General features: G+C 36.8%; 25 protein-coding genes. 23 read left to right on the forward strand and 2 right to left on the reverse strand.

Going from position 1 to position 23,807, the window contains the following annotated elements:
• Positions 1-83: 83 nt before the first annotated feature.
• The 10 genes from CALHY_RS06630 (at position 84) to atpC (ending at position 9,461) form a co-directional block, all read left to right on the forward strand.
• Positions 84-1,046 (forward strand): AEC family transporter, encoded by a 963-nt coding sequence (locus CALHY_RS06630; protein WP_013403199.1) that lies wholly within the window; start codon positions 84-86, stop codon positions 1,044-1,046.
• 28 nt (positions 1,047-1,074) lie between these two features.
• Positions 1,075-2,610: a glutamine-hydrolyzing GMP synthase gene (guaA, locus tag CALHY_RS06635; protein WP_013403200.1), complete on the forward strand. Its 1,536-nt coding sequence runs from the start codon at positions 1,075-1,077 to the stop codon at positions 2,608-2,610.
• Positions 2,611-3,081: 471 nt separating this feature from the next.
• Complete coding sequence (locus CALHY_RS06640) at positions 3,082-3,762, forward strand: F0F1 ATP synthase subunit A (RefSeq protein ID WP_013403202.1); 681 nt, start codon at positions 3,082-3,084, stop codon at positions 3,760-3,762.
• Positions 3,763-3,788: 26 nt separating this feature from the next.
• On the forward strand, positions 3,789-4,001 hold the full coding sequence (atpE, locus tag CALHY_RS06645; protein ID WP_013290424.1) for an ATP synthase F0 subunit C: 213 nt from the start codon (positions 3,789-3,791) through the stop codon (positions 3,999-4,001).
• Positions 4,002-4,110: 109 nt separating this feature from the next.
• Positions 4,111-4,602, forward strand: coding sequence for a F0F1 ATP synthase subunit B (atpF, locus tag CALHY_RS06650; RefSeq protein WP_013403203.1), 492 nt, complete (start codon positions 4,111-4,113; stop codon positions 4,600-4,602).
• 2 nt (positions 4,603-4,604) lie between these two features.
• Complete coding sequence (gene atpH, locus CALHY_RS06655; RefSeq protein WP_013403204.1) at positions 4,605-5,147, forward strand: ATP synthase F1 subunit delta; 543 nt, start codon at positions 4,605-4,607, stop codon at positions 5,145-5,147.
• Positions 5,148-5,162: 15 nt separating this feature from the next.
• Entirely contained in the window at positions 5,163-6,686 is a 1,524-nt protein-coding gene (gene atpA / locus CALHY_RS06660; protein WP_013403205.1) for a F0F1 ATP synthase subunit alpha, read from the forward strand.
• A gap of 13 nt (positions 6,687-6,699) precedes the next feature.
• Positions 6,700-7,578, forward strand: a complete 879-nt coding sequence (gene atpG / locus CALHY_RS06665; RefSeq protein WP_013403206.1) for an ATP synthase F1 subunit gamma — start codon at positions 6,700-6,702, stop codon at positions 7,576-7,578.
• A gap of 45 nt (positions 7,579-7,623) precedes the next feature.
• The gene (gene atpD / locus CALHY_RS06670) at positions 7,624-9,027 is read left to right on the forward strand and encodes a F0F1 ATP synthase subunit beta (protein ID WP_013403207.1); all 1,404 of its coding nucleotides are present in this window, start codon (positions 7,624-7,626) and stop codon (positions 9,025-9,027) included.
• A gap of 20 nt (positions 9,028-9,047) precedes the next feature.
• Positions 9,048-9,461: an ATP synthase F1 subunit epsilon gene (atpC, locus tag CALHY_RS06675; RefSeq protein ID WP_013403208.1), complete on the forward strand. Its 414-nt coding sequence runs from the start codon at positions 9,048-9,050 to the stop codon at positions 9,459-9,461.
• 30 nt (positions 9,462-9,491) lie between these two features.
• Here atpC and CALHY_RS06680 read toward each other — a convergent pair whose 3' ends face one another.
• On the reverse strand, positions 9,492-10,028 hold the full coding sequence (locus tag CALHY_RS06680) for a hypothetical protein (RefSeq protein WP_013403209.1): 537 nt from the start codon (positions 10,026-10,028) through the stop codon (positions 9,492-9,494).
• 150 nt (positions 10,029-10,178) lie between these two features.
• On the opposite strand from CALHY_RS06680, the gene CALHY_RS06685 reads away from it, so the two are divergent.
• From CALHY_RS06685 to CALHY_RS06720, 8 genes are read left to right on the forward strand one after another with little or no spacing between them, the layout of a single operon-like run.
• Positions 10,179-11,030 carry a DUF5685 family protein gene (locus CALHY_RS06685; RefSeq protein ID WP_013403210.1) on the forward strand — a complete coding sequence of 284 codons (852 nt, stop codon included), beginning with the start codon at positions 10,179-10,181 and terminating at the stop codon, positions 11,028-11,030.
• Positions 11,030-11,605 carry a J domain-containing protein gene (locus CALHY_RS14110; RefSeq protein WP_013403211.1) on the forward strand — a complete coding sequence of 192 codons (576 nt, stop codon included), beginning with the start codon at positions 11,030-11,032 and terminating at the stop codon, positions 11,603-11,605. Before CALHY_RS06685 ends, CALHY_RS14110 begins: the two co-directional genes overlap by 1 nt.
• Positions 11,606-11,620: 15 nt before the next feature.
• Positions 11,621-12,889 (forward strand): M16 family metallopeptidase, encoded by a 1,269-nt coding sequence (locus CALHY_RS06695; RefSeq protein ID WP_013403212.1) that lies wholly within the window; start codon positions 11,621-11,623, stop codon positions 12,887-12,889.
• 19 nt (positions 12,890-12,908) lie between these two features.
• Entirely contained in the window at positions 12,909-13,352 is a 444-nt protein-coding gene (gene dut, locus CALHY_RS06700; protein WP_013403213.1) for a dUTP diphosphatase, read from the forward strand.
• 21 nt (positions 13,353-13,373) lie between these two features.
• A complete protein-coding gene (locus tag CALHY_RS06705; protein ID WP_013403214.1) occupies positions 13,374-13,610 on the forward strand; it encodes a PRC-barrel domain-containing protein in 237 nt (78 codons plus the stop codon).
• Complete coding sequence (locus CALHY_RS06710; protein ID WP_013403215.1) at positions 13,607-14,194, forward strand: hypothetical protein; 588 nt, start codon at positions 13,607-13,609, stop codon at positions 14,192-14,194. The genes CALHY_RS06705 and CALHY_RS06710 overlap by 4 nt, the downstream gene beginning before the upstream one ends.
• Positions 14,191-14,679: an Lrp/AsnC family transcriptional regulator gene (locus tag CALHY_RS06715; RefSeq protein ID WP_013290438.1), complete on the forward strand. Its 489-nt coding sequence runs from the start codon at positions 14,191-14,193 to the stop codon at positions 14,677-14,679. Before CALHY_RS06710 ends, CALHY_RS06715 begins: the two co-directional genes overlap by 4 nt.
• Positions 14,676-15,899 carry an aminotransferase class I/II-fold pyridoxal phosphate-dependent enzyme gene (locus CALHY_RS06720; RefSeq protein ID WP_013403216.1) on the forward strand — a complete coding sequence of 408 codons (1,224 nt, stop codon included), beginning with the start codon at positions 14,676-14,678 and terminating at the stop codon, positions 15,897-15,899. Before CALHY_RS06715 ends, CALHY_RS06720 begins: the two co-directional genes overlap by 4 nt.
• Here CALHY_RS06720 and CALHY_RS06725 read toward each other — a convergent pair.
• Complete coding sequence (locus CALHY_RS06725) at positions 15,841-16,722, reverse strand: RluA family pseudouridine synthase (protein ID WP_013403217.1); 882 nt, start codon at positions 16,720-16,722, stop codon at positions 15,841-15,843. The genes CALHY_RS06720 and CALHY_RS06725 overlap by 59 nt on opposite strands.
• Before the next feature lie 121 nt (positions 16,723-16,843).
• Here CALHY_RS06725 and era point away from each other — a divergent pair, with 121 nt between their 5' ends.
• From era to CALHY_RS06750, 5 genes are all read left to right on the forward strand, one after another.
• The gene (gene era, locus CALHY_RS06730) at positions 16,844-17,746 is read left to right on the forward strand and encodes a GTPase Era (protein ID WP_013403218.1); all 903 of its coding nucleotides are present in this window, start codon (positions 16,844-16,846) and stop codon (positions 17,744-17,746) included.
• A 7-nt stretch (positions 17,747-17,753) separates the two neighbouring features.
• Complete coding sequence (gene recO, locus CALHY_RS06735; RefSeq protein ID WP_013403219.1) at positions 17,754-18,488, forward strand: DNA repair protein RecO; 735 nt, start codon at positions 17,754-17,756, stop codon at positions 18,486-18,488.
• 61 nt (positions 18,489-18,549) lie between these two features.
• The gene (locus tag CALHY_RS06740) at positions 18,550-19,845 is read left to right on the forward strand and encodes a glycine--tRNA ligase (RefSeq protein ID WP_148222357.1); all 1,296 of its coding nucleotides are present in this window, start codon (positions 18,550-18,552) and stop codon (positions 19,843-19,845) included.
• Positions 19,846-19,957: 112 nt separating this feature from the next.
• On the forward strand, positions 19,958-22,609 hold the full coding sequence (gene ppdK / locus CALHY_RS06745; RefSeq protein WP_013403221.1) for a pyruvate, phosphate dikinase: 2,652 nt from the start codon (positions 19,958-19,960) through the stop codon (positions 22,607-22,609).
• Positions 22,610-22,767: 158 nt separating this feature from the next.
• The gene (locus tag CALHY_RS06750; protein WP_013403222.1) at positions 22,768-23,790 is read left to right on the forward strand and encodes a sugar-binding transcriptional regulator; all 1,023 of its coding nucleotides are present in this window, start codon (positions 22,768-22,770) and stop codon (positions 23,788-23,790) included.
• Positions 23,791-23,807: the final 17 nt, after the last annotated feature.

Here is a 23,807-nt window from a genome sequence, read left to right on the forward strand (position 1 = left end):
GCCTTGTAAAAAGGCACTCTTTTTTTATATAATAGAGCTTGAACATTTAAAACGCACTTTTTATTAGAAGGGTTTTGACAGCAATGAATGATGAAGTTCTGATTCTCTTGAAAAATTTACTGTTTCTTTTCGCTATTATATTTATAGGATTTATGGGAACAAAGCTAAATCTATTTTCAAATACAGTAAAAGACTCTGTAAGTGAACTTATTGTAAAAGTGACAGCGCCCATTTTGCTTTTTACAACAATAAGTAGCAAACCTTATTCCTCTCAAGTAGTAAAAAATGTATTTATTTTGATACTTTCAGCTTTTGTGGGGATTATGATTTTGCTTCTACTTGGCTACATAACAGGGTCTTTATTTAAGCTTCAAGGAAAAACTTTTTATACTCATATTTTTTGTTCAGCCTTTGGCAACACAGGATTTTTGTCTTTCCCCTTATTGTATTCAATCTTTGGTGAAAAGGGAGTCTTCTTTGCTGCAAGTTACAATATCATGCATGATTTTTTGGCTTGGTCTTTAGGACTTTCGATAATAAGCCGGCACAATCGTGAGAAAACTAAATTTGGGTTTGTAAATGCAAATTCTATTGCTGTTTTTGTTGCATTTATCATTTATCTCATAAAAGGAATATTGCCATATGATATAAAAAGTTCATATGACAAAGTATTTCTAACAATTTATGACGCTTTAAATCCCTTTGGAAAAACTACAATTTATCTTTCGATGTTTTTTATTGGATGTTTGCTGGCAGAAGTATCGTTTAAAGAGACATTAAAAACTTCTTCTGCCTATGCAATAACACTATTCAAGATGGTCTTGTTACCACTTGGTATTATGTATCTTACCAAATATTTATCAATAGACAATTTTACAAGACTCATAATTGTACTTCAGACTGGGATGCCAACAGCTATAACAAGCTCTGTCTTATCTTACCGATATGACGGCGATAGCCACTATGCGACCCGGACTATATTCATAACAACCATTTTTTCGCTCATAACAATTCCTTTACTGGTGTTTCTATACTATCATATTTAATAACTTTATGAAGAAAGGATGAGAAAGTTTGCAACATGAGATTGTAGTAGTTCTGGACTTTGGTGGTCAGTATAACCAGCTTATTGCAAGAAGAGTAAGAGAATGCGGAGTGTACTGTGAAATTTGGCCATACGACACACCTCTTGAAAAGATAGTTAGTAAAAATCCAAAAGGAATTATATTTACAGGTGGACCGTCAAGTGTATACGAGCCAAACGCTCCTATGATTGACAAAGAACTATTCGAAAGGGGTATTCCAATACTTGGGATATGTTATGGGAACCAGCTGATTGCTCATGTTTTGGGCGGAAAAGTGTCAAGGGCGCTATTTAGAGAGTATGGAAAGACGCATATAAAATACGACATCTCTTCTCCTCTTTTCAGCGGAATACCTGAACATTCTGTGTGTTGGATGAGCCACACAGACTTTGTAGAGAAGCTTCCAGAGGGGTTTAAGGCTTTGGCATCCACCGAAAATTGCGCAATTGCAGCGTTTGGAGATGATATCAAGAAAATTTATGGTGTTCAATTTCATCCTGAGGTTGTCCATACCGAATATGGACGGGAAATTATAAAAAACTTTTTATTTAACATTTGTCAATGCAGCGGTGATTGGAAAACTTCATCATTTATTGAGGAAAAGGTTAATGAGATAAAAAGTATTGTAGGCAACCAAAAAGTGGTATGTGCTCTTTCAGGTGGTGTTGACTCTTCTGTTGCAGCAGTCCTTGTTCACAAAGCGATAGGGAAAAATCTTTACTGCATATTTGTTGACCATGGTCTTTTGAGAAAGGGCGAAGCTGAGGAAGTTATGAGTGTTTTTAAAGATCAATTTGACATGAATGTAATCAAGGTTGATGCGAAAGATAGATTCTTAGATGCTTTAAAAGGTGTTACTGAACCAGAGGAAAAACGGAAGATCATTGGAAGAGAGTTTATCAGGGTATTTGAAGAGGAAGCAGAAAAGCTTGGCGATATAAAGTTTTTGGTTCAGGGAACAATTTATCCTGACGTTGTTGAGAGCGGGGTTGGCAAGGCTGCAACTATAAAAAGCCACCACAATGTCGGTGGTCTTCCTGAAAAAATAAAATTCGAACAAATAATTGAGCCTCTCAGAGAGCTATTTAAAGATGAGGTAAGAAGAGTAGGAATAGAATTGGGAATACCTGAAAAGATTGTCAAAAGACAGCCTTTCCCCGGACCTGGTCTTGCAATAAGGATAATTGGAGAGGTTACAGAGGAAAAATTGGAGATACTGCGCGAGGTTGATTGGATCTTTAGAAAAGAGATTGAACAGAGCGGTCTTGACAATGAAATATGGCAGTACTTTGCGATATTAACCAATATGAGAAGTGTTGGTGTAATGGGTGATGAAAGAACGTATGATTACACAGTTGCTCTAAGAGCTGTTACAAGCATTGATGGGATGACGGCTGACTGGGCTAAAATACCTTATGAGATTTTAGAGAGGGTTTCAAATGAGATTGTAAACAGTGTGAAAAAGGTCAACAGGGTGGTGTATGACATCACTTCAAAACCTCCTGCTACAATTGAATGGGAATAGCAAAAAAATTTTTTTGATGGGCTTGAAATTTCTCACAGAAGGGTGTAACATATTTATAAGTTTTCTCTTTGGAAAGTAGAGAAGAGAAATGAAGTCTTATGTGGTAAGCTTGAGTTTAAAGTTAGTTTCGTTTATCTACCTGTGCCTGTGCATATGCTTATTTATATATTCTAAAGAAGCAGATGTTTTGTTAATTTCAGCGGTATTGAGTATACTGATTGTTTCTACAGTTTATACCTTAAGTAAAGTAGTGGAAAAAGCTCTTACAAAACAATTTAGCATCTTCTACTTTATAATTCACTATTTGATTGTCGTTCTCTTGATCATGTTGTCTTCTTTTATATCCGCCTGCATCAGACAAAGAGCTTTATATATTGTGATTCTTCTAATAAGCTATCCTATAGCCTTGTTAATCTCGTTTGGTATTGCCTATGTTTACTCTAAAAAGCTCTCAAGGAAGTGAAGTGAAAGATGGGCGAAAGCGTATTGAAGGTTTTATTTACCATCCCTATTGGAAAAGGCATACCAGTAAGAGTCGCAGTTGTTGAAATGTGGGCTGTGATGCTATTTTTGATTGCTCTTGCTTTTTATTTAACATCTAATATGAAACTTGTGCCCACGAAAAAACAGATGATTGCTGAATTTATTGTTGATTCTATGAATAAGATAACCAAAAATTTTTTAGGTCATTATTGGCGTATTTTTTCGCCATATTTAGGGACTCTGTTTTTGTTCTTGCTAAGCCTGAATCTGTTGGGACTTTTTGGTTTTCAGCCACCAACAAGTAACTTGAATGTTACTGCAAGTTTTGGTGTAATGTCTATTTTAGTATTGATAATCTCTACAATAATACTAAAAAATCCAATAAGATGGTTTTTAGATCACTTTAGACCCATCCCAATCATTTTCCCGTTTAAGTTCTTGGACTATTTCACAAGAACTCTTTCTTTGTCTGCCCGATTATTCGGTAATATTCTTGCTGGGACTACCATCATGGAGCTCATTTACCATGGCCTTATAAAGTTCCACATACCTCCTGTTGGTATTCCAGCAGTAGCAAGTTTATATTTTGATATATTTGATGGGGTTCTTCAGGCAATAATCTTTACATTTCTTTCCTTAATTTACCTTTACGAAGCCTTAGAAGAATAATTTATTAATTTTGGAGGTGCTTTGAGATGACAGCATTAGCAGCTGGTATAGCAATGCTGGCAGGTTTGGGTGTAGGTATTGGTATTGGTATTGCAACAGGAAAAGCTTCAGAATCTATTGGAAGACAGCCAGAAGCATTTGGACGTATTTTCCCGCTATTTTTAATTGGTGCTGCTTTGGCGGAAGCAGTTGCTATCTATAGTTTGGTTATTGCATTCATGTTAATTTCTAAAATCTAAGCGCTCTCCATGCTTTTTGGGGAGCGTCATCTCTTTTCAGTACCTGAATTTTGCTAAAATAGCAATTATTCTCCATAAATGAGGACTAAAAAGGAGATGATAGAATAAGATGTTCGAACTTAAGATATTTGAGAATATATTCTTTTGGGCAATTATAAACTTTTTGATACTTTATCTCATATACAAAAAGTTTTTCTTCCAAAGAGTTACACAGTTTATGGAAAAAAGATCCCAGATAATTCAAGATCAGCTTGATTTTGCAGCAAAGTCAAAAGAAGAGGCAATAAAGCTAAAGGAAGAATATGAGAATATACTTGCCCAGGCACATGCCAAAGCAAATGAAATTGTTGAAAGTGCAACCTTGGAGGCACAAAGACAGGCGGCAGAAATCATTGAAAATGCAAAGCTTGAGGCTAACAGAATTATGGAAAATGCGCTCAGACAATTTGAGATTGAAAAGAAGAAGCAAATAAATGAACTCAAAAATCAGTTTGTTTCAATTGCGCTTCTTGCTGCATCAAGAGTTATTGAGAAGAATTTGAATACAGAGGAAAATAGAAAGATGGTTGAGAACATATTTGATGAGGCAGGGGTTGCTTAAAGATGTTGCCAGCAAAAAGATATGCAGAGGCTCTTATAAAGCTTGGTCAAGAGGAAGGTAAGCTGGAAAAATTTTATGACCATTTGTTCAAATTATTTGAGATTATCAAAAGTAATAATGAATTTAATAATATTTGGTTCGATTTAGAAATGAAGCGTTCAGAAAAGAAACAAAGAATCAAAGTATTCTTTGGTGATGACATTGATAGTTATATCTTGAACCTTCTTTATCTTCTCATTGATAAACGCAGGGAAATAATTCTTCCCTATATACCTTTTTATTACAAAGAGATATATGACAAAATTGTAGGCAATGTAGATGTGCAGGTTATTGTTGCTCATGAAATTGGAAGCGATGTGTTAAACAAAATTTCTAAATGGCTTTTGAAAAAGTACGGAGTCAAAAATCCAAGATTCATTGTAAAGGTTGACAAAAGCATAATTGGTGGGATAAAGCTGTTATTTAATAACATTGAAGTTGATGCTTCAATAAAAGGTGCTCTTGATTCAATGAGAAAAGAGCTTGTAAAGATAGCTATTTTGTAGGGGTGAGAATGGAAGATGGTTGATGTAACAATTAGACCAGATGAAATTGCTTCAATAATAAAGGATCAAATAAAAAACTATGAAAAAAAGATTGAAACAAGCGATGTTGGTGTTGTCATAATGGCGGGTGACGGTATTGCGAGAATACATGGTCTTGACAACTGCATGGCTGGAGAGCTTTTAGAATTTCCTAATGGAGTTTTTGGAATGGCTCTCAACTTAGAAGAAGACAATGTTGGATGTGTTATACTTGGAAATGATAAGGAAATAAAGGAAGGCACCATTGTAAAAAGGACAGGTAGAGTTGTTGAGGTGCCTGTAGGAGAAGAACTTTTGGGAAGAGTTGTAAACGCTCTGGGCCAACCCATAGATGGTCTTGGTCCCATCAATGCCAAAAAATTTAGACCAGTGGAAAGGATAGCTCCTGGTGTAATTGAAAGAGAACCTGTTAAAACTCCTCTTCAGACAGGTATAATGGCAATTGACGCTATGATTCCTATAGGAAGAGGACAGAGAGAGCTTATAATTGGTGATAGGCAAACTGGTAAAACTGCAATTGCAATAGATACGATTATAAACCAGAAAGATCAAGGTGTTTATTGCATCTATGTGGCAATTGGTCAAAAGGCCTCTACAGTTGCTCAGATAGTCCATACCTTAAAAGAATACGGCGCAATGGATTATACCATTGTTGTGAGTGCAACAGCAAGTGACTCAGCTCCTCTTCAATTCTTAGCTCCATACGCAGGTTGCGCGATGGGAGAAGAGTTTATGGAGTCGGGCAAAGACGCACTCATTATATACGATGACCTTTCTAAACACGCTGTTGCATACAGGGCAATGTCTCTTTTACTCAGACGTCCACCTGGAAGAGAAGCTTACCCTGGCGATGTGTTTTACCTGCATTCAAGACTTTTGGAAAGAGCAGCAAAACTGAATGCTCAGCGTGGAGGCGGATCTCTTACCGCACTGCCAATAATAGAAACTCAAGCAGGTGACGTTTCAGCATATATTCCTACGAATGTCATTTCAATCACAGACGGACAGATATACCTTGAAAGTGAGCTATTTTACGCAGGTATTAGACCTGCGATAAATGCCGGCATTTCTGTCTCAAGAGTCGGTGGTAATGCCCAAATAAAGGCAATGAAAAAGGTTGCGGGAAGGCTTAGACTTGACCTTGCTCAGTACCGTGAGCTTGAAGCTTTTGCTCAGTTTGGTTCAGAACTCGATAAGTCAACGCGAGAAAGACTTGCTCAGGGGCAAAGAATTGTAGAGACGTTAAAACAGCCACAGTACAGACCACTGCCTGTATGGCATCAGGTTGTGATTTTGTACAGTGCTGTAAATGGTTATCTGATGGATATAGAAGTTTCAAAGGCCAGGGAATTTAATGAAAAGCTTGTACAGTATATATCAGCAAACTATCCCCAGATATTTGATTCTATAAAAGAGACAAAGGATTTGACACCTGAAACGGAAGAGCTTTTGAAGAAGGTCATAGTAGAGTTCAAAGAGAGATTTAAGAGTAACAAGTAGGTGAGATTACAAGATGGCGAACAAAACAAGATGGATAAAATCAAGGATCAGAAGTGTCAATGAAACAAAAAAGATCACAAGAGCAATGTATCTTATCTCTGCATCAAAGGTGAAAAGGCTCCGAGATAGGCTTGATAGTACAAGACCTTATTTTGAAAAGGTAAATGAGTTTATGAAAGATTTGATTTTGCATGGAGTGAAAACCCCGCACATTCTTTTTGAAGGATCATATAAAGAGGGGAAAAAAAAGATTGGGGTTATAGTTATCAGTGGCGACAAAGGTTTATGTGGAGGATACAATGCCAACGTTCTGAGAAGTACAACCAGCTTATATGAAAATTTTGCAAAAGAAGCGGATGTGACGTTTTTCCCTATTGGTATGGTGGGACGAAACTTTTTGGTTCGCCATGGGTATCAGGTTGATGAAGGTTTTAATTACCAGACACAGTCTGTTTCTGTAAAACTTGCAAGACTCATTTCGCAAAAGATTGTGAGAAAATATTATACCGGTGAAGTTCATGAAGTTTACATCATTTACACAAAACTTGTTTCAACCATAAAACAAGAAGTTACTATCAAAAAACTTTTGCCTCTTGACAAGACTGAATTTGGTATAGAAGAGGGTAAAAGCGATGAGATTATAATCTACGAGCCAGACCCAGTTTCTGTACTTGACATCGTTATTTATGAATACATCAAAGGAATTATCTTTGGTGCTATGATGGATTCATATGTGAGTGAACTTGCTGCAAGAATGACAGCAATGGACAATGCCACAAAAAGTGCTGATGAGATGATACAAAAACTTATTTTAAAACTTAACAGAGAACGCCAGGCTGTGATAACCCAGGAAATTTCAGAAATTATAAGTGGTGCCGCAGCTTTGAAATGATATTTTTAACAATCTTGATTTTAGTTTGAGGGAGTGTAGTCAAAAATGGAACAGAATGTAGGGTATGTCGTCCAGATTATAGGACCTGTTATTGATATACGATTTGAGAGTGAAAATTTACCAGCCATCAACAATGCTATTGAAATTCACTTTGATGGTAAAAAACTTGTTGCTGAAGTTGCTCAGCATCTTGGGAATGACACTGTTCGATGTGTGGCTTTGGGTTCCACCGATGGACTTAGAAGAGGTGTAAAGGCAATAGACACTGGTGGGCCTATAAAAGTCCCTGTGGGGAGAGGAACGCTGGGTAGGATATTTAATGTATTGGGAGAGCCTATCGACAATAAAGGTGAGGTAGTAGCTTCAGATTACTGGCCTATTCACAGAAGTGCACCGTCGTTTGAAGAACAGGTACCTGCAGTTGAAATTTTTGAGACAGGTATAAAAGTCATTGATCTTTTAGCTCCGTACGCAAAAGGTGGTAAGATAGGACTTTTTGGCGGTGCGGGCGTTGGTAAGACTGTCCTTATAATGGAGCTTATAAGAAATATAGCAACAGAGCACGGTGGTTTTTCAATTTTCACAGGTGTGGGTGAAAGGACAAGAGAAGGTAACGACCTTTGGCTTGAGATGAATGAGTCTGGTGTTATAGAAAAGACTGTATTGGTGTTTGGTCAGATGAACGAGCCGCCTGGGGCAAGAATGAGAGTAGCTCTGACCGGGCTTACCATGGCTGAATATTTCAGAGATGTAGAAGGACAAGACGTTCTTTTGTTCATTGACAATATTTTCAGGTTCATCCAAGCAGGATCTGAAGTGTCAGCGCTTTTAGGAAGAATTCCCTCAGCAGTTGGATATCAACCAACACTTGCAAACGAGGTAGGTGCTTTGCAGGAAAGAATTACATCCACAAAAAAGGGGTCAATCACCTCTGTACAGGCTATATATGTCCCTGCCGATGACCTTACAGACCCAGCACCGGCTACAACCTTTGCACATTTGGATGCGACAACAGTTTTGTCAAGACAGATTGCTGAGCTTGGAATATATCCTGCTGTTGATCCTCTCGATTCAACCTCGCGTATACTTGATCCGCGAATTGTAGGAGAGGAACACTATTATGTTGCAAGGACTGTGCAGCAAATACTTCAAAGATATAAAGAGCTTCAGGACATTATTGCCATTTTGGGTATGGATGAACTTTCGGAAGAAGATAAACTGATTGTCTACAGAGCAAGAAAGATTCAGAGATTTTTGTCCCAGCCATTCTTTGTTGCTGAAGCTTTCACAGGAAGACCTGGAAGGTATGTGAAGTTAAAAGATACTATAAGAGGTTTCAAGGAGATAATTGAGGGAAAGATGGACCATATTCCTGAACAGTATTTTTACATGGTAGGAACAATAGATGAGGTATATGAAAACTACGAAAAAGATATGAAAGGCAAATAAATCTTGAGGTGAATTTAAAGATGGCTGAATTTGAATTGGAGGTTCTCCAGCCTGAAAGGGTGTTTTTTAAAGACAGGGTCGAAATGGTTGTTGTGCGAACAATAGATGGTGAGATAGGTATTATGGCAAACCATCAGCCTATTGTTGTACCCATTGGTATTGGGAAGTTGAGGATAAAGAAGGATGGAAAGTGGAAAGAAGCAGCCATTGCAGGTGGTTTGCTTGAAGTGAAAAATAATAAGGCAACAATATTGAGTGATGCTGTAGAGTGGCCAGAGGAGATAGACAGACAAAGAGCACTTTTGGCAAAAGAAAGGGCAGAAAAGAGACTCGAGCAAAAGCTTCCTCCTGATGAGTTTGAAAGATACAAAGCGGCGCTGTACAGAGCGCTAAACAGGCTAAAACTTGCCGAAGAAAATAGAAAAGATGTATAAAAAGGGCAGTGCAACCTCGGTTGCACTGCCTCATTTACTTTTTTTCTTTCCTTTTTTCTTTTCAGTTTTTGTTTCTTTTTTGGTTTTGCTACTGGACTCTTCTTCTGATGGGATATTTTCATCCTCAATCTCAGTTTTTTCTTCATAGTCTTCTGATTCTTCCTTTATTTCTTCATCATCCAATAGTATTTCTTCGTCCACTTCTAATTCTTCTAAGTCTATTGGTGTGTCAACAAGGTCGAGCTCATCATCAGGTAGTTGAGTTAGGATATCTGGTTCTATATCTGCAAAATCATTTTCAAATATCTCTGAGCCAGTTTCTTCCTTGATTGCTTCTTCTTCAATTTCAGAGTCGTCAACAACTCCTGTCAACAGTCTTTCTTCAAAGCAAGACTCACACATGTCTTGATCTTCCGGAATATACTCTTCATGGCAATATGGGCACAGTTTCATGTTTGCCTCTGTAACTTTTTTTAGCTGTTCTAAGTCCTTTTTGCAGACTGGACACAGATCTTGGTCTTCCGGGATTCTATTCAATTCGCATCTTGGACAGTATTTATAACCCATTTTCTTTCCCCCTAAAATGTGATATGCTATCACAATAATATTAATTACTCTTCAAGAAAAAATCAACTAAAATTTGCTTAACATTATCAATCATTTTTGCTACTATAAAAACATAAGAAGTAAAAGAGAAAAAGGAGAAAAGAGACTTTAGTGTTCGGATATGTGGTTCCTTATAAGCCAGAGCTAAAAGTGCGAGAATATGAATATTACAAGGCAGTTTACTGTGGTATATGTCTTCAGACAAAAAAGATAGGAAACCTTCCGCGGGTATTTCTTAACTATGATTTTGTTTTTTTGTATCTGGTGCTAAAAGAGCATTTTAAAGTCAAAGATGAGTTAGGAAAAACAAGGTGTATTGTTCACCCAATTAAGGAAAGGTTCTTTTTGAAACCTAATGAAATCTTGGAATATGTGAGCAACCAAATGGTTCTTTTGAGTTTTTTTAAGCTTTATGATAACATTCTTGATGAAAAGAATATATTTAGTTATGCACCTTATAGTATTTTGAAATTATATATAAGGAAAATAACAAAATCACATCGAGAACCGTTTGAGAAGATAAAAGAACTATTTAACAAGCAGATATCGCTTGAGAAAAGTGGTTGTGAAAATATAGATGAACTTGCGCACAATTTTGGCAATATTTTGGCCGAAATATTTGCTTACAATGACGAAGAACTTTTGAGACAAATTGGGTATTATACAGGTGTGTGGGTATACATCATCGACGCTATTGACGACTATATTGATGATGTGAAGAAAAAGAGATATAATTGTCTGAAACACCACTTTGAAAAGTGTAGGCAAGATAAAAGACTTTTTGAATATGAACTCAGCATTTTGAAGGTTAGTTTGGAAAATTATCTTGCTATATTAAGTGACTATGTTAAGGGGTATAATAATTCAATACTGAACAACATTGTTCAGGTTGGTATGTACTCAAAAACACAGCAGGTCTTAGAGCGTTTTACAACAAACTTCTTTAAGGAGTTGAAGGAGTAATGAGAGACCCATATGAGGTTTTGGGTGTGAGAAAAGGTGCTTCAAAGGAAGAAATAAAAAAAGCTTATCTTGAACTTGTAAAAAAGTACCATCCAGATAAGTTTAAGGACAATCCTTTAAGAGAACTTGCAGAAGAAAAGTTAAAAGAGATAAATGAAGCATATAATATCCTTATGAACGATCAATATTCAAACTATGAATACTCTACATACGATCAAACCTCTCTCTACCAACAGGTGAGAGACTTGATTATGCAGGGTAATATAGCTCAAGCAGAAAGTCTGCTAAATCAAAACCCTCGAAATGACGCAGAATGGTTCTATTTGATGGGAATAATATATCAAAAAAGAGGATGGATAAATCAAGCATACCGATACTTTATTGAAGCCTATAATCGTGATCCTGGAAACTATGAGTACAGGCGCGCAAAAGAACAGTTTGAAATGGCTTCAAGAAATTATGAATGGTCAGCATACAATAGGGGATATAGAAGACATGATGACTGCGATATTTGTACAATATGTCAAATAATTGCATGTTGGGAATGCTGTTGTGATAACGATATAGACTGCTAAGGAGGTTTCCTTTTTGTGATAAAACTTCACACACTTTCAAACGGTATAAGGCTTGTATATGAAAAAATTGATACAGTAAAAACTGTGAGTATAGGTATTTGGGTCTTGGCTGGTTCAAGGTATGAGACAAAAAAGATAAATGGAATTTCCCATTTTATCGAGCATATATTGTTCAAAGGAACTAAAAACAGAAGTTCAAGAGAGATTGTATATGAAATTGAATCAATTGGTGGACAGATAAATGCCTTCACAGCAAAGGAGTACACCTGTTTTTATGTAAGAGTTTTGGATGAGTTTTTACAAAAAGGTTTTGATATATTGTCAGACTTAATTTTAAATCCTGTCATAGCAGCAGAAGAGATAGAAAAAGAGAAGACAGTAATCATTGAAGAGATAAATATGACAAAAGATGACCCGGAAGAGATGTTGTATCAGTCACTGAATGATTTGATATGGAAAAGCCAAGCTCTTTCGTATCCTATAATCGGAAAAGAATCTACTGTTAAGAAAATAGATAAGATCAAAATTGAATGTTATATGAAAGAAAGATATATACCTCAAAACATTGTAATATCTGTTGCTGGAAACTTTGCAGAAGAAAAGCTTATAGAATTTGTGAAGATGTACTTTGGGGATTGGAAGTGTTCAAACAAAACAGATGTGAGTTATTGCATATCAAAGCCAGTTTTTAATAGAGGTGTTGTCATCAAAAACAAAAAGAGTGATCAGGCTCATTTAGCAGTAACTTTTGAAGGTTTTGGACAGGAAGATGAAAAGGTTTATGAGCTTTTAGTTTTATCTAATATTCTTGGCGGGGGAATGAGTTCACGACTTTTCCAGCGAATAAGAGAAGAGTTAGGACTTGTATATAGCATAAGTTCGTTTGTGAGCACATTTAAAGATGCGGGAGTTCTTATCATCTACGCAGGAACAAATCCCAAAAATATTGCAGCGGTGTACAAAGAAATCATGAACCAGTTAAATCTCTTTTTAAAAGGTGAAATCTTACCTGATGAGGTAGAGGTCGCAAAACAGCAGATAAAGGGAAGTATCATATTTGGGCTTGAAAACACAAGTAGTCGAATGTCCAACATAGGGAAAAATATGCTGCTTTTAAACAAAATTATGGAGATAGAGCACATTACAAAGATAATAGATTCCATTGACTATACAAACGTGATTGACACAGCAAGAGAGGTTTTGTCAAAGGAATTTTCAGTTGCTGTTGTTGGGAATAAAAAAGAGATGGATTTGAAAATCTTTGATCAAAGAGTACTGACATAATAGAAAGGAGAAAGCATTTATGGTCCTGAAAGTAAAAAGAGCAGTCGATGCAAAGGATCTGCCGCTTCCAACATATATTTCAAGCGGGGCGGCAGGAATGGACCTGTTTGCATGTGTTGAAAAAGAAGAGATTATAAACCCTGGTGAGATAAAGCTCATCCGAACAGGTCTTTACATTGAACTTCCGGAAGGATATGAAGCACAGGTACGACCTCGCAGTGGCCTTGCTTTAAAACATGGCATTACTGTTTTAAATTCTCCTGGAACAATTGATAGTGATTATAGGGGGGAGATAGGAATAATATTGATTAACCTTGGCAAGGAACCTTTTGTAGTAAAGAGAGGAGATAGGATAGCCCAGATGGTAATATCAAAGTTTGAAAGGATAGAAAAGATTGAAGAGACAGAAGAGCTATCAACAACGTCCAGAGCAGACAGAGGATTTGGTTCAAGTGGTGTGTAGAAAAGGTAGGTGGGTAAAAGTATGCTTTTGAGCGAAATAAAAAATTCAAAACCTGTTGTATCTCAGCAGTCAGGCAGAATTGTAGGAAGTTCTGAGTCGTTGGAGTTGGTAATTGACGATGAGGGAAATATACTGAGCATTGAACTTAAAAAGAAACGGGGGTTTAGGTGGGAGACAGAAGTAATTTCATGGGATGATATTGTTGTGATAGGTGAGGATGTAATAATTGCAAATATAAAAGAGGGGGAACATGAATGATTCTTCCAACCTCTTTTTTTGGTTTTTCTAAGCCTCAAGTGAGAAGTTATATTGAAAATCTTACACAGAGTTTTGGAAATTTGATTTCTAAGCTTGATAGAGAAAGAGACCTTTTGACTTTAGAAAACGAAAGACTTGCAAAGGAGATAGAGAAGCTCAAAAAGAATTTGACTAATTTACATATCAAGGATATCGAATATTATAAAGCTTTCATTGAGGATTTTTTTGTAAGCGAATGGGAAGAATACTATTCAAAAAAAGCACAAGAAGTTCAGATAGAATATTCAAAAACTTTAGATGAGCTTGAAAAGATTAAAGAAAGTATAATTCAGCATATTCAATATCTTGAAAAATACAAAGAAGAAATCTTAAAAAGACTCTGCACTTTGGTTGATGAGATAGAAAAGTTTTTGGGCGATGATGGAAGTTTGCCCGCTAAAAAACTCCAAAGAGACTTTTATGTAGACGATGAGTTGGTACTACCTGCAGGAATTGTTATAAACCATGAGGTAATTGAAAGTATGAGGAAGAAAGGCTTTTTGATTGAATTTTTAAAACATCTTGCAAAGGAGGAAGAAGAATGAACATAGAAGTGAAGGTTTTAGAGATTTTAGAACAAAATCCCAAACTCTCTGCCGAAGAGATTGCAATAATGCTGGGTGAAAACAAAGAAAATATCGAAAAAACCATTAAAAAGCTTGAACAAGATAAGGTTATTGTAAAATATCACACAATTGTGAACTGGGAACGAACAGAAAAGGAAGTGGTTGAAGCAATTGTTGAGGTGAAAGTAACTCCCCAGCGAGGGTTTGGTTATGACGCCATTGCTAAAAGAATTTACAAGTTTCCTGAAGTAAAAGCTGTATATTTGCTTTCGGGAGATTATGACCTGCACGTTGTTGTAGAGGGCAAGAGCATGAAAGATATTGCTCAGTTTGTTGGCTCTAAACTTGCACCGCTTGAATATGTCCTTTCAACAGCAACCCACTTTATAATGAAAAAGTACAAAGATGCAGGAGTAATACTTGAAGATGGCGAAAAGGACGACAGGGAGGTTATAACACCGTGAGTAATTTAGAAAAGTACATTTCAAAGAGCGTTCAAAGCGTTCCACCCTCAGGTATTAGGAAATTTTTTGATATTGTATCTGAGATGAAAGATGCTCTTTCGCTTGGAGTTGGTGAACCTGACTTTGTCACTCCATGGAACATTCGCGAGATGGGAATATATTCTATTGAAGAAGGGCACACCCACTATACATCAAACTTCGGACTTTTGGAGCTGAGAAAAGAGATTAGCAGGTATTTGAAAGATAGATTCGACCTGGACTATCCAAATTACAGGGAGCAGATTTTGGTAACTGTTGGGGCGAGCGAAGCAATCGATATTGCTTTAAGAAGCATAGTAAATCCTGGTGATGAGGTTTTGATTCCTGAACCCTGTTTTGTTTCTTACAAACCATGTGTAATTTTTGCAGGTGGTGTACCGGTAGAGATTGAAACAAGACCGGAAAACGACTTTAAACTTAGAGCAGAGGATATTTTGCCCAAAATATCTTCCAGAACTAAGGCTATTATTTTATCTTATCCCAACAATCCAACAGGTGCTATTATGACAAAAGATGATTTAAAAGAGATTGTTGATATATTGAAAGACAAAGAAATCATAGTAATTTCCGACGAAATATATGCTGAGCTTACATATGAAGGAAATCATGTTTCAATTGCCAACTTCTCTGAAATGAAAGAAAAGACCATTGTTATAAACGGTTTTTCAAAAGCATTTGCTATGACAGGTTGGAGACTCGGGTTTATTGCTGCAAATGAGGTTTTTATCAAAGCAATGGCAAAGGTGCATCAGTACATCATAATGAGTGCTCCTACTTTTTCACAGTATGCGGCTATTGAAGCGCTAAGAAATGGGCTTTTAGAAGTTGAAAAGATGAGAGATGAATACAATAGAAGAAGACGCTATATGGTAAGCAGATTTAATAAGATGGGGCTTGAATGTTTTGAGCCAAAAGGAGCGTTTTATGTTTTTCCATCCATAAAGTCCACCGGCCTTTCCTCAGAGGAGTTTGCAGAGAGGCTTTTGTACGAACAGAAAGTAGCAGTTGTGCCAGGCACTGCATTTGGGAGGTCAGGAGAAGGATTTATAAGATGTTCGTATGCCTATTCGATTGAAACCATAAAACAAGCTTTGGACAGAATAGAAAAGTTTGTTTTAAACCTTAAAACTCAAGGTGTCTTCCAGCAAACTCGTGAAAATAATGTGGTAGTGGAGAAGTAATATCATAGACTTTATTATTAATTAGTTTGAAATTAAATCTTATCGAATAAGCGTGAAGAAGTAAAGGGGTATTTTGTGTTTTTTCTTCGCCGTAAATGTAGTCCCCTACAATCGGATGACCAATTGATGATAAGTGAACTCTTAGCTGATGTGTTCTGCCCGTAATTGGTTTTAACTTTAACACTGAGAAGTTTTCAAAAGTATCAATAACTTCATAGTAGGTGGAAGCAAAACTGCCATCTTGATGAATTTCTCTTTTGATACCATCATCTGAGCGTTTAATGGGTTTTTCAATAAGCCCACTTTTTTTTGTGAGTCTTCCGTGAACAATTGCAATATATGTCTTATCAACTCGTCTTTTTTCAAACTCGTATGAAACGATGCTGTGAAAGTAAGAGTTTTTAGCAAATACAACTATCCCTGAGGTCTCTTTATCTAACCTGTTTATTATGTGTGAAGTGAGGTTCTTAGAATTTAAATAATATTCAACATAGTTTGCGATGGTATCAAAATAATGTCCTTTAGATGGATGTGAAGGTAGACCGGAAGGTTTGTTTACAAATAAAAAGAAGTTGTCCTCATACAATATGTCTATGCTTCCTTCAACAGGAACTATGTTTGATTTGTAAGATATCAAATCAACTTCAATTACAGCATTTTCTTGTGGATATTGATGGATAGAATAGATTGGAGGAATAAATCTTATTTGACCATGTGCCTTTAACCTGCTCATCAGCGTTGAAGAAAAAAAGAGTCTTTTTTGCAATATCTGTTTATATGTCATGTTCAAATCTTCTTTTTTGACCACGTATATTAGCTTCATAGTGTTTTTTCATCCTTCCTGTTAAAATTTTTTAACATATGATATGATAATTTATTGAGGGTATCGCTCGCTATCATTTTTAAAACAATTATATCACAAAACAATAGAGGTGATATGCTCTATGGCATTCAAATCCGGATTTGTTGCGTTAATTGGTCGTCCTAATGTTGGTAAATCTACTCTTATGAACTACCTTGTTGGTAAAAAGATCTCTATTATTTCTCCCAAACCACAGACAACCAGAAACAGTATAAAAGGTATCCTCACATTAGAAGATGCTCAGATTATATTCATCGACACACCAGGTGTTCATCCTCCAAAGAACAAGCTGGGTGAGTATATGGTAAAGGTGTCTGAGAAGACTTTAAAAGAAGTAGATTTGATTTTGTATATTGTAGAAGCAATCGACAATGGAATTGGACCATGGGATGAAGCAATAATAGAAAAGTTAAAGGAAGTGGAAACTCCCAAGATTCTGGTTTTGAACAAATCTGACCTTGCTTCAAAAGAGAATATGGAGATACTGAAAAGCATTTTCTCCACAAAACTGAATTTTGAATCTATAGTTGACATAGCTGCAATTAACGGGTACAATTGCGACCTGCTTCTTAGCAAAATAAAGGAACTGCTTCCAGAAGGGCCAAAGTATTATCTTGACGATATGACAACTGATGTGAGAGAAAGCTTCATTGTAGCAGAGATTATAAGAGAAAAGATTTTGCTCAATCTTTCTGAAGAAGTACCGCACGGCGTTGGAATTGCGATTGAGAGGTTTGCAGAAAGAGAAAACAAGGATATACTGGATATTGAAGCCACCATCTATTGTGAAAAAGATTCGCACAAAGCAATAATTATTGGTAAAGGCGGTCAGATGCTTAAGAAAATTGGAATGCAAGCACGGGAAGAGCTTGAGATGATATTCGGAATAAAAGTAAATCTTCAGCTTTGGGTAAAAGTTAAGAAAAACTGGAGAGATGACATCTCTGCCATGAAAATGCTCGGTTATAACCTTAAAGAGGTCTGAGGAATAGATGAAATTAATTAAAACTAAAGGAATTGTGCTAAAAGAGACAAACTTTGAAGAGTCGAGTAAGATTTTGACTGTGCTCACAAGCGACTTTGGCAAAATTCAAGTTTTATCGAAAAATTGTAGAAGGCTATTGAGTGTACTTTCTGCTGTATCTCAGCCGCTCATGTTCTGTGAGTTTGTTATAAGAAGAACAAAAGATATATACTCAATTTCTTCAGCATCTGTGATTGAATCATTTTTTGAACTGTCTCAAGATGTAAATCTTGCAATTTATTCGGGATATCTTATTGAACTTGTTGACACTTTCTTGGAATTTGAACAAAAAAATGAGGATGTTTTAAGGCTTCTTTTAAACTCTCTTTATCTTCTGAAAAAAGGAAAAGACCCTGAAGTGGTCAGCAGGATATTTGAAATAAAAATTTTAGTATATACAGGCTTTTTCCCTCAGTTTACCCAGTGTGTAAAGTGTCAGAGAAAGGACATTACAAGAGCTTTCTTTTCTTTCGAAAATAGTGGTCTTACTTGCGAAAAGTGCAAAGAAGAGAACGATATAGAAATTGAGATTGAAGTTGTAAAGAGTATTTTGGTTATTGCAGCAACCAACTTAAAAAAGCTCAACAAGATTTCGCTTGACAGGTCTTTGAATAACAAGATAAAGACCATAACGCTACCATATATTAAAATGGTGCTGCAAAAAGATATCAAAATTCTTGATTTTTTTAGGTTTATACAATAAAATAAATTCGACTCGTGATAAAAATAATAAATTTGAAGGTGGTAAGAGCAATATGGTGACAATGGATGAAATAGTTGCCCTTTGCAAACGTCGTGGATTTATATTCCAATCAAGCGAGATATACGGTGGACTCAATAGCTGCTGGGACTATGGTCCTCTTGGTGTAGAGATGAAAAATAACATAAAAAGACTGTGGTGGAAAGCAAACGTCCAGCTCAGAGACGATGTTGTGGGGCTTGACTCGAGCATCTTGATGAACCCAAAGGTGTGGGAAGCAAGCGGACACTTGAGTAATTTTGCCGACCCTATGGCTGACTGCAAGGTGTGCAAAAAAAGATGGAGAGTAGACCAGTTACAAGAGTATAAGTGTCCTGAATGCGGCGGTGAACTTACGGAGGCAAGGATGTTCAACCTTATGTTCAAAACATTTATGGGCCCTGTGGAGGACGAGTCGGCAGTAGTGTATTTGAGACCTGAAACAGCACAAGGTATTTTTGTAAACTTTGTAAACGTACAGCAGACCATGAGAAAAAAACTTCCTTTTGGGATTGCTCAGATTGGTAAGTCGTTCAGAAATGAAATCACGCCTGGTAACTTTATTTTCAGGACAAGAGAGTTTGAACAGATGGAAATAGAGTATTTTGTAAAGCCAGGGACTGATGAGTACTGGCACAAACACTGGATTGAGCAAAGGATAAACTGGTATTACAAGCTGGGAATAAGAAAGGAAAACTTGAGAGTTCGTGAACACGGCAAGGACGAGCTTGCACACTATGCAAAAGCATGTGTGGACATTGAATATTTATTCCCGATGGGATGGTCTGAACTTGAAGGTATTGCGAACAGGACCGATTTTGACCTGACACAGCATCAAAAATACAGTGGCGAAAATTTAACATACTTTGACGATGAGACAAAACAAAGGTATATTCCATATGTAATTGAGCCATCTGCGGGCGTGGACAGGTCTTTACTTGCATTTTTAATTGATGCATATGAATACCAGCAGATTGATAAAGATGACTTTAGAGTGGTACTTCACCTTCATCCTGCGATTGCGCCTGTAAAAGCTGCTGTGTTCCCGCTTATGAAAAAAGAAGAGCTTGTAAAAAAAGCAAGGGAAATTTACAATGAGCTTAAATACAAGTGGATTGTTCAATACGATGAGAGTGGTAGCATAGGTAAAAGATACAGACGCCAAGATGAGATAGGAACACCGTTCGGGATCACGGTGGATTATCAGACTTTAGAAGATGAAACTGTTACGATAAGAGATAGAGACACCATGGAGCAAGTGAGGGTGCATATAAAAGAAATAATTCCTTACCTTGAAGAAAGAATTGAGGTAAAGTTTTAAACAAAATATATTCTCAAACTGCAAAAATATGCTATAATATTTTATGTTGTAACATGCCAAGTTTCCCCTTTATATATTTTCCCTAATAAATTTCACATAGGAGGGATTTTAATTGAGCAAAAAGAAATACGTCTACATGTTCTATGAAGGTAACAAAGACATGAGAGAGCTTCTTGGTGGAAAAGGTGCGAATCTTGCTGAGATGACAAATCTTGGACTTCCTGTTCCTCCTGGATTTACTGTCACAACAGAAGCTTGTACAAGATACTATGAAGAAGGCGAAAAGATAGCAGATGAGATTGTAGAAGAGATCTTTGAAAAACTTGCTGAACTTGAGAAGATCACAGGCAAGAAATTCGGTGATCCAAGCAACCCACTTCTTGTCTCTGTTCGAAGCGGTGCAAGAGTTTCAATGCCAGGTATGATGGATACAATCCTCAACCTTGGTATCAATGATGAAGTTGTTGAAGGGTTAGCAAAACTTACAAACAATGAGAGGTTCGCATACGACTCATACAGAAGATTCATTCAGATGTTCTCTGACGTTGTTATGGGCATTGAAAAGAACAAGTTTGAAAAGATACTTGATGAAGTCAAAGAAAAGTATGGTGCAAAATACGACACAGACTTGACAGCTGAGCATTTAAAAGAGGTTGTTGTAAAGTACAAAGAGCTTTACAAAGCTGAAAAAGGTGAAGATTTCCCGCAAGACCCTAAAGTTCAACTCTTAGAAGCGGTAAAAGCAGTTTTCAGGTCCTGGAACAACCCAAGAGCTATTGTATACAGAAGACTTAACGAGATCCCACACGATTGGGGAACAGCTGTAAACGTTCAGATGATGGCATATGGTAACATGGGCAACGACTCTGGTACAGGCGTTGCATTTACAAGAAATCCTGCAACAGGTGAAAAAGAGCTTTATGGCGAGTTCTTGATGAACGCACAGGGTGAAGACGTTGTTGCAGGTATCAGAACACCACAGCCAATCTCTGCTTTGAAAGAGACAATGCCAGAGGTTTACCAGCAGCTTGCTGACATTGCAAAGAAACTTGAAACATATTACAAAGACATGCAGGATATGGAGTTTACAATTGAAAGAGGCAAACTCTATATGCTTCAGACAAGAAATGGTAAGAGAACTGCACAGGCAGCGCTTAAGATTGCAGTTGATATGGTGGAAGAAGGTCTTATTACAAAAGAAGAAGCAATGTTAAAAGTTGACCCCAAACAGCTTGATACACTACTTCACCCAACATTTGAGCCAGATGCACTCAAAGCTGCAAAACCAATTGCAAAGGGTCTTCCTGCATCACCTGGTGCTGCAACAGGTAAGATTTATTTCACAGCTGAAGAAGCAAAAGCTGCTGTTGAAAGAGGAGAAAAGAAGGTTATTCTTGTTAGAACAGAAACATCTCCAGAGGACATTGAAGGTATGGTTGCAGCTCAGGGTATTTTGACATCAAGAGGCGGTATGACATCACACGCTGCAGTTGTTGCAAGAGGTATGGGTAAATGCTGTGTTGCAGGATGTGGCGACATTACTATAAACGAAGAAGAGAAATATTTCACGACACCTGATGGAAAAGTTTATCGTGAAGGGGATTGGATTTCACTTGACGGTTCAACAGGATACGTATATGCTGGAGAGCTTCCAACAAAAGAGCCAGAGCTCACAGGTTATTTTGCAACATTTATGCAATGGGCTGATGAGATAAGAAGACTTAAAGTTAGAGCAAACGCAGATACACCAAGAGATGCTGCACAGGCAAGGAAGTTTGGTGCAGAGGGTATTGGTCTTTGCAGAACAGAGCACATGTTCTTTGAAGAAGATAGAATTCCTGCAATGAGAGAGATGATTGTTGCAAGAACAGAAGAGCAGAGAAGAAAAGCTCTTGAGAAGCTCCTACCAATGCAAAGAGGAGACTTTGAAGCACTGTTCAGAGAAATGAAAGGTTACCCTGTTACAATAAGACTTTTAGACCCACCACTCCATGAATTCTTGCCAAAAGAAGATGATGCTATAAGAGAACTTGCAGCACAGATGGGCATCACCTTTGAAGAACTCAAGGCAATTGTTCAGAGTTTGCACGAGCTCAACCCGATGCTTGGACACAGAGGTTGCCGTTTGGCTGTAACATATCCTGAGATTGCTGAGATGCAGACAAGGGCTATTATCGAGGCAGCAATCAATGTAAAGAATGAAGGTATTGATGTTGTTCCTGAGATAATGGTTCCTCTTGTTGGTGAGTTAAAAGAGCTCAAATATATTAAAGACATCATTGTAAAGACAGCTGAAAAAGTTATGGAAGAAAAAGGTGTTAAGATTGAATACAAAGTTGGGACAATGATTGAGGTACCACGTGCTGCACTTACTGCTGATGAGATTGCAAAAGAAGCTGAGTTCTTCTCATTCGGTACAAACGACTTGACACAGATGACATATGGTTTTTCCAGAGACGACATTGGTAAGTTCTTAAATGACTACTTTGAAAAGAAAATATTCGAAACAGATCCATTTGCAAGACTTGACGAAAAAGGTGTTGGCAAACTCATTAAGATGGCTGCAGAACTTGGAAGAGCAACAAGACCAGACATCAAACTTGGTATCTGTGGTGAGCATGGCGGCGATCCATCCAGCATAGAGTTCTGCCACAACGCAGGGCTTGACTATGTATCATGTTCACCGTTCAGAGTACCAATTGCAAGACTTGCTGCAGCTCAGGCTCAAGTAAAATCAAAGATGAAGGCATTTATTGATAAATAAGACTATTGTGAAGAGGAGCAGAGGAAGGCAAAAAAATGTCTTCCTCTGCTTTTTTTGTATGTATACACTTGAATGGAAATAAAAAAATGGTATAATATTATTGGGACCAAAAAGCAAGATATGTGGATAAATTTGTCCCGCTGGAGAATGAGAGAGTTATGGAAAGTTATTTTGAATCTATAAAGAAAATTGCTCCTGAAATTGTTGAAATTATTGAAAGAAGATATGAGATTCTCAAAAATATTAGTTATTATCAACCAATTGGTCGAAGAGTTCTTGCAGAAAAGCTCAGCCTCACTGAAAGGATTGTTAGAAATGAAATAGACATATTGAGAAATTTAGGACTCATAAATGTAACTGAAAACGGAACGTTTTTAACAAATGAAGGCAAAGAGATTCTTGAAAAACTTTCTAACATAGTATATGATATAAAGGGATTAGAAGATATAAAGGCAAAGGTAAAAGAGATTTTAAAAGCAAAGGATGTATATGTTGTCCCGGGAGATGCTGATTTAAACCCTTATGTGCTAAAAGAAATTGGAATTTTGGCAAGTAAGGTCATTCTTACATTGATAGAAGATGTAAAGATAATTGCTGTAACAGGTGGGCAAACTGTAAAAGAAGTTGTTGATAGTTTTCCAACATGTTCTTTTAAAGACATATTGGTTGTTCCAGCAAGAGGCGGGATAGGTCAGGAAGTTGAAAAACAGGCAAATACACTTGCGGCAAACTTAGCGAAAAAGATAAATGGTAGTTATAAGCTTCTTCATCTACCTGATACAATGGATGAAGAGGTTTACAATCTTTTGATTAAAAAAGAAGAGGTTCAAGAGGTTCTAAACGATATTAACAACGCAGATATGCTTGTATTTGGAATAGGAAATGCAATTGAAATGGCAAAGAGAAGGAAATTGAGCCAAGATATGATAGAAAAACTCAAAAAGGTTGGAGCAATTGGTGAAATATTTGGGTATTATTTTGACAAAGCTGGCAGGATTGTGTATTCGACCACTACAATAGGTATAAAACTTGAAAAAATAAAAAACATTAAATATATGATAGGAGTTGCAGGAGGTTCACACAAAGCAGAGGCGATTTTATCGCTTGGAGAGATAAAAAACAATACCGTATTTGTTATAGACGAAGGAATAGCTAAAAGAATTATAAGTTTAGAAAAGTAAAAGGTAAGAGGCAAAAA

The organism is Caldicellulosiruptor hydrothermalis 108 (assembly GCF_000166355.1).
GTDB classification, from domain to species: domain Bacteria; phylum Bacillota; class Thermoanaerobacteria; order Caldicellulosiruptorales; family Caldicellulosiruptoraceae; genus Caldicellulosiruptor; species Caldicellulosiruptor hydrothermalis.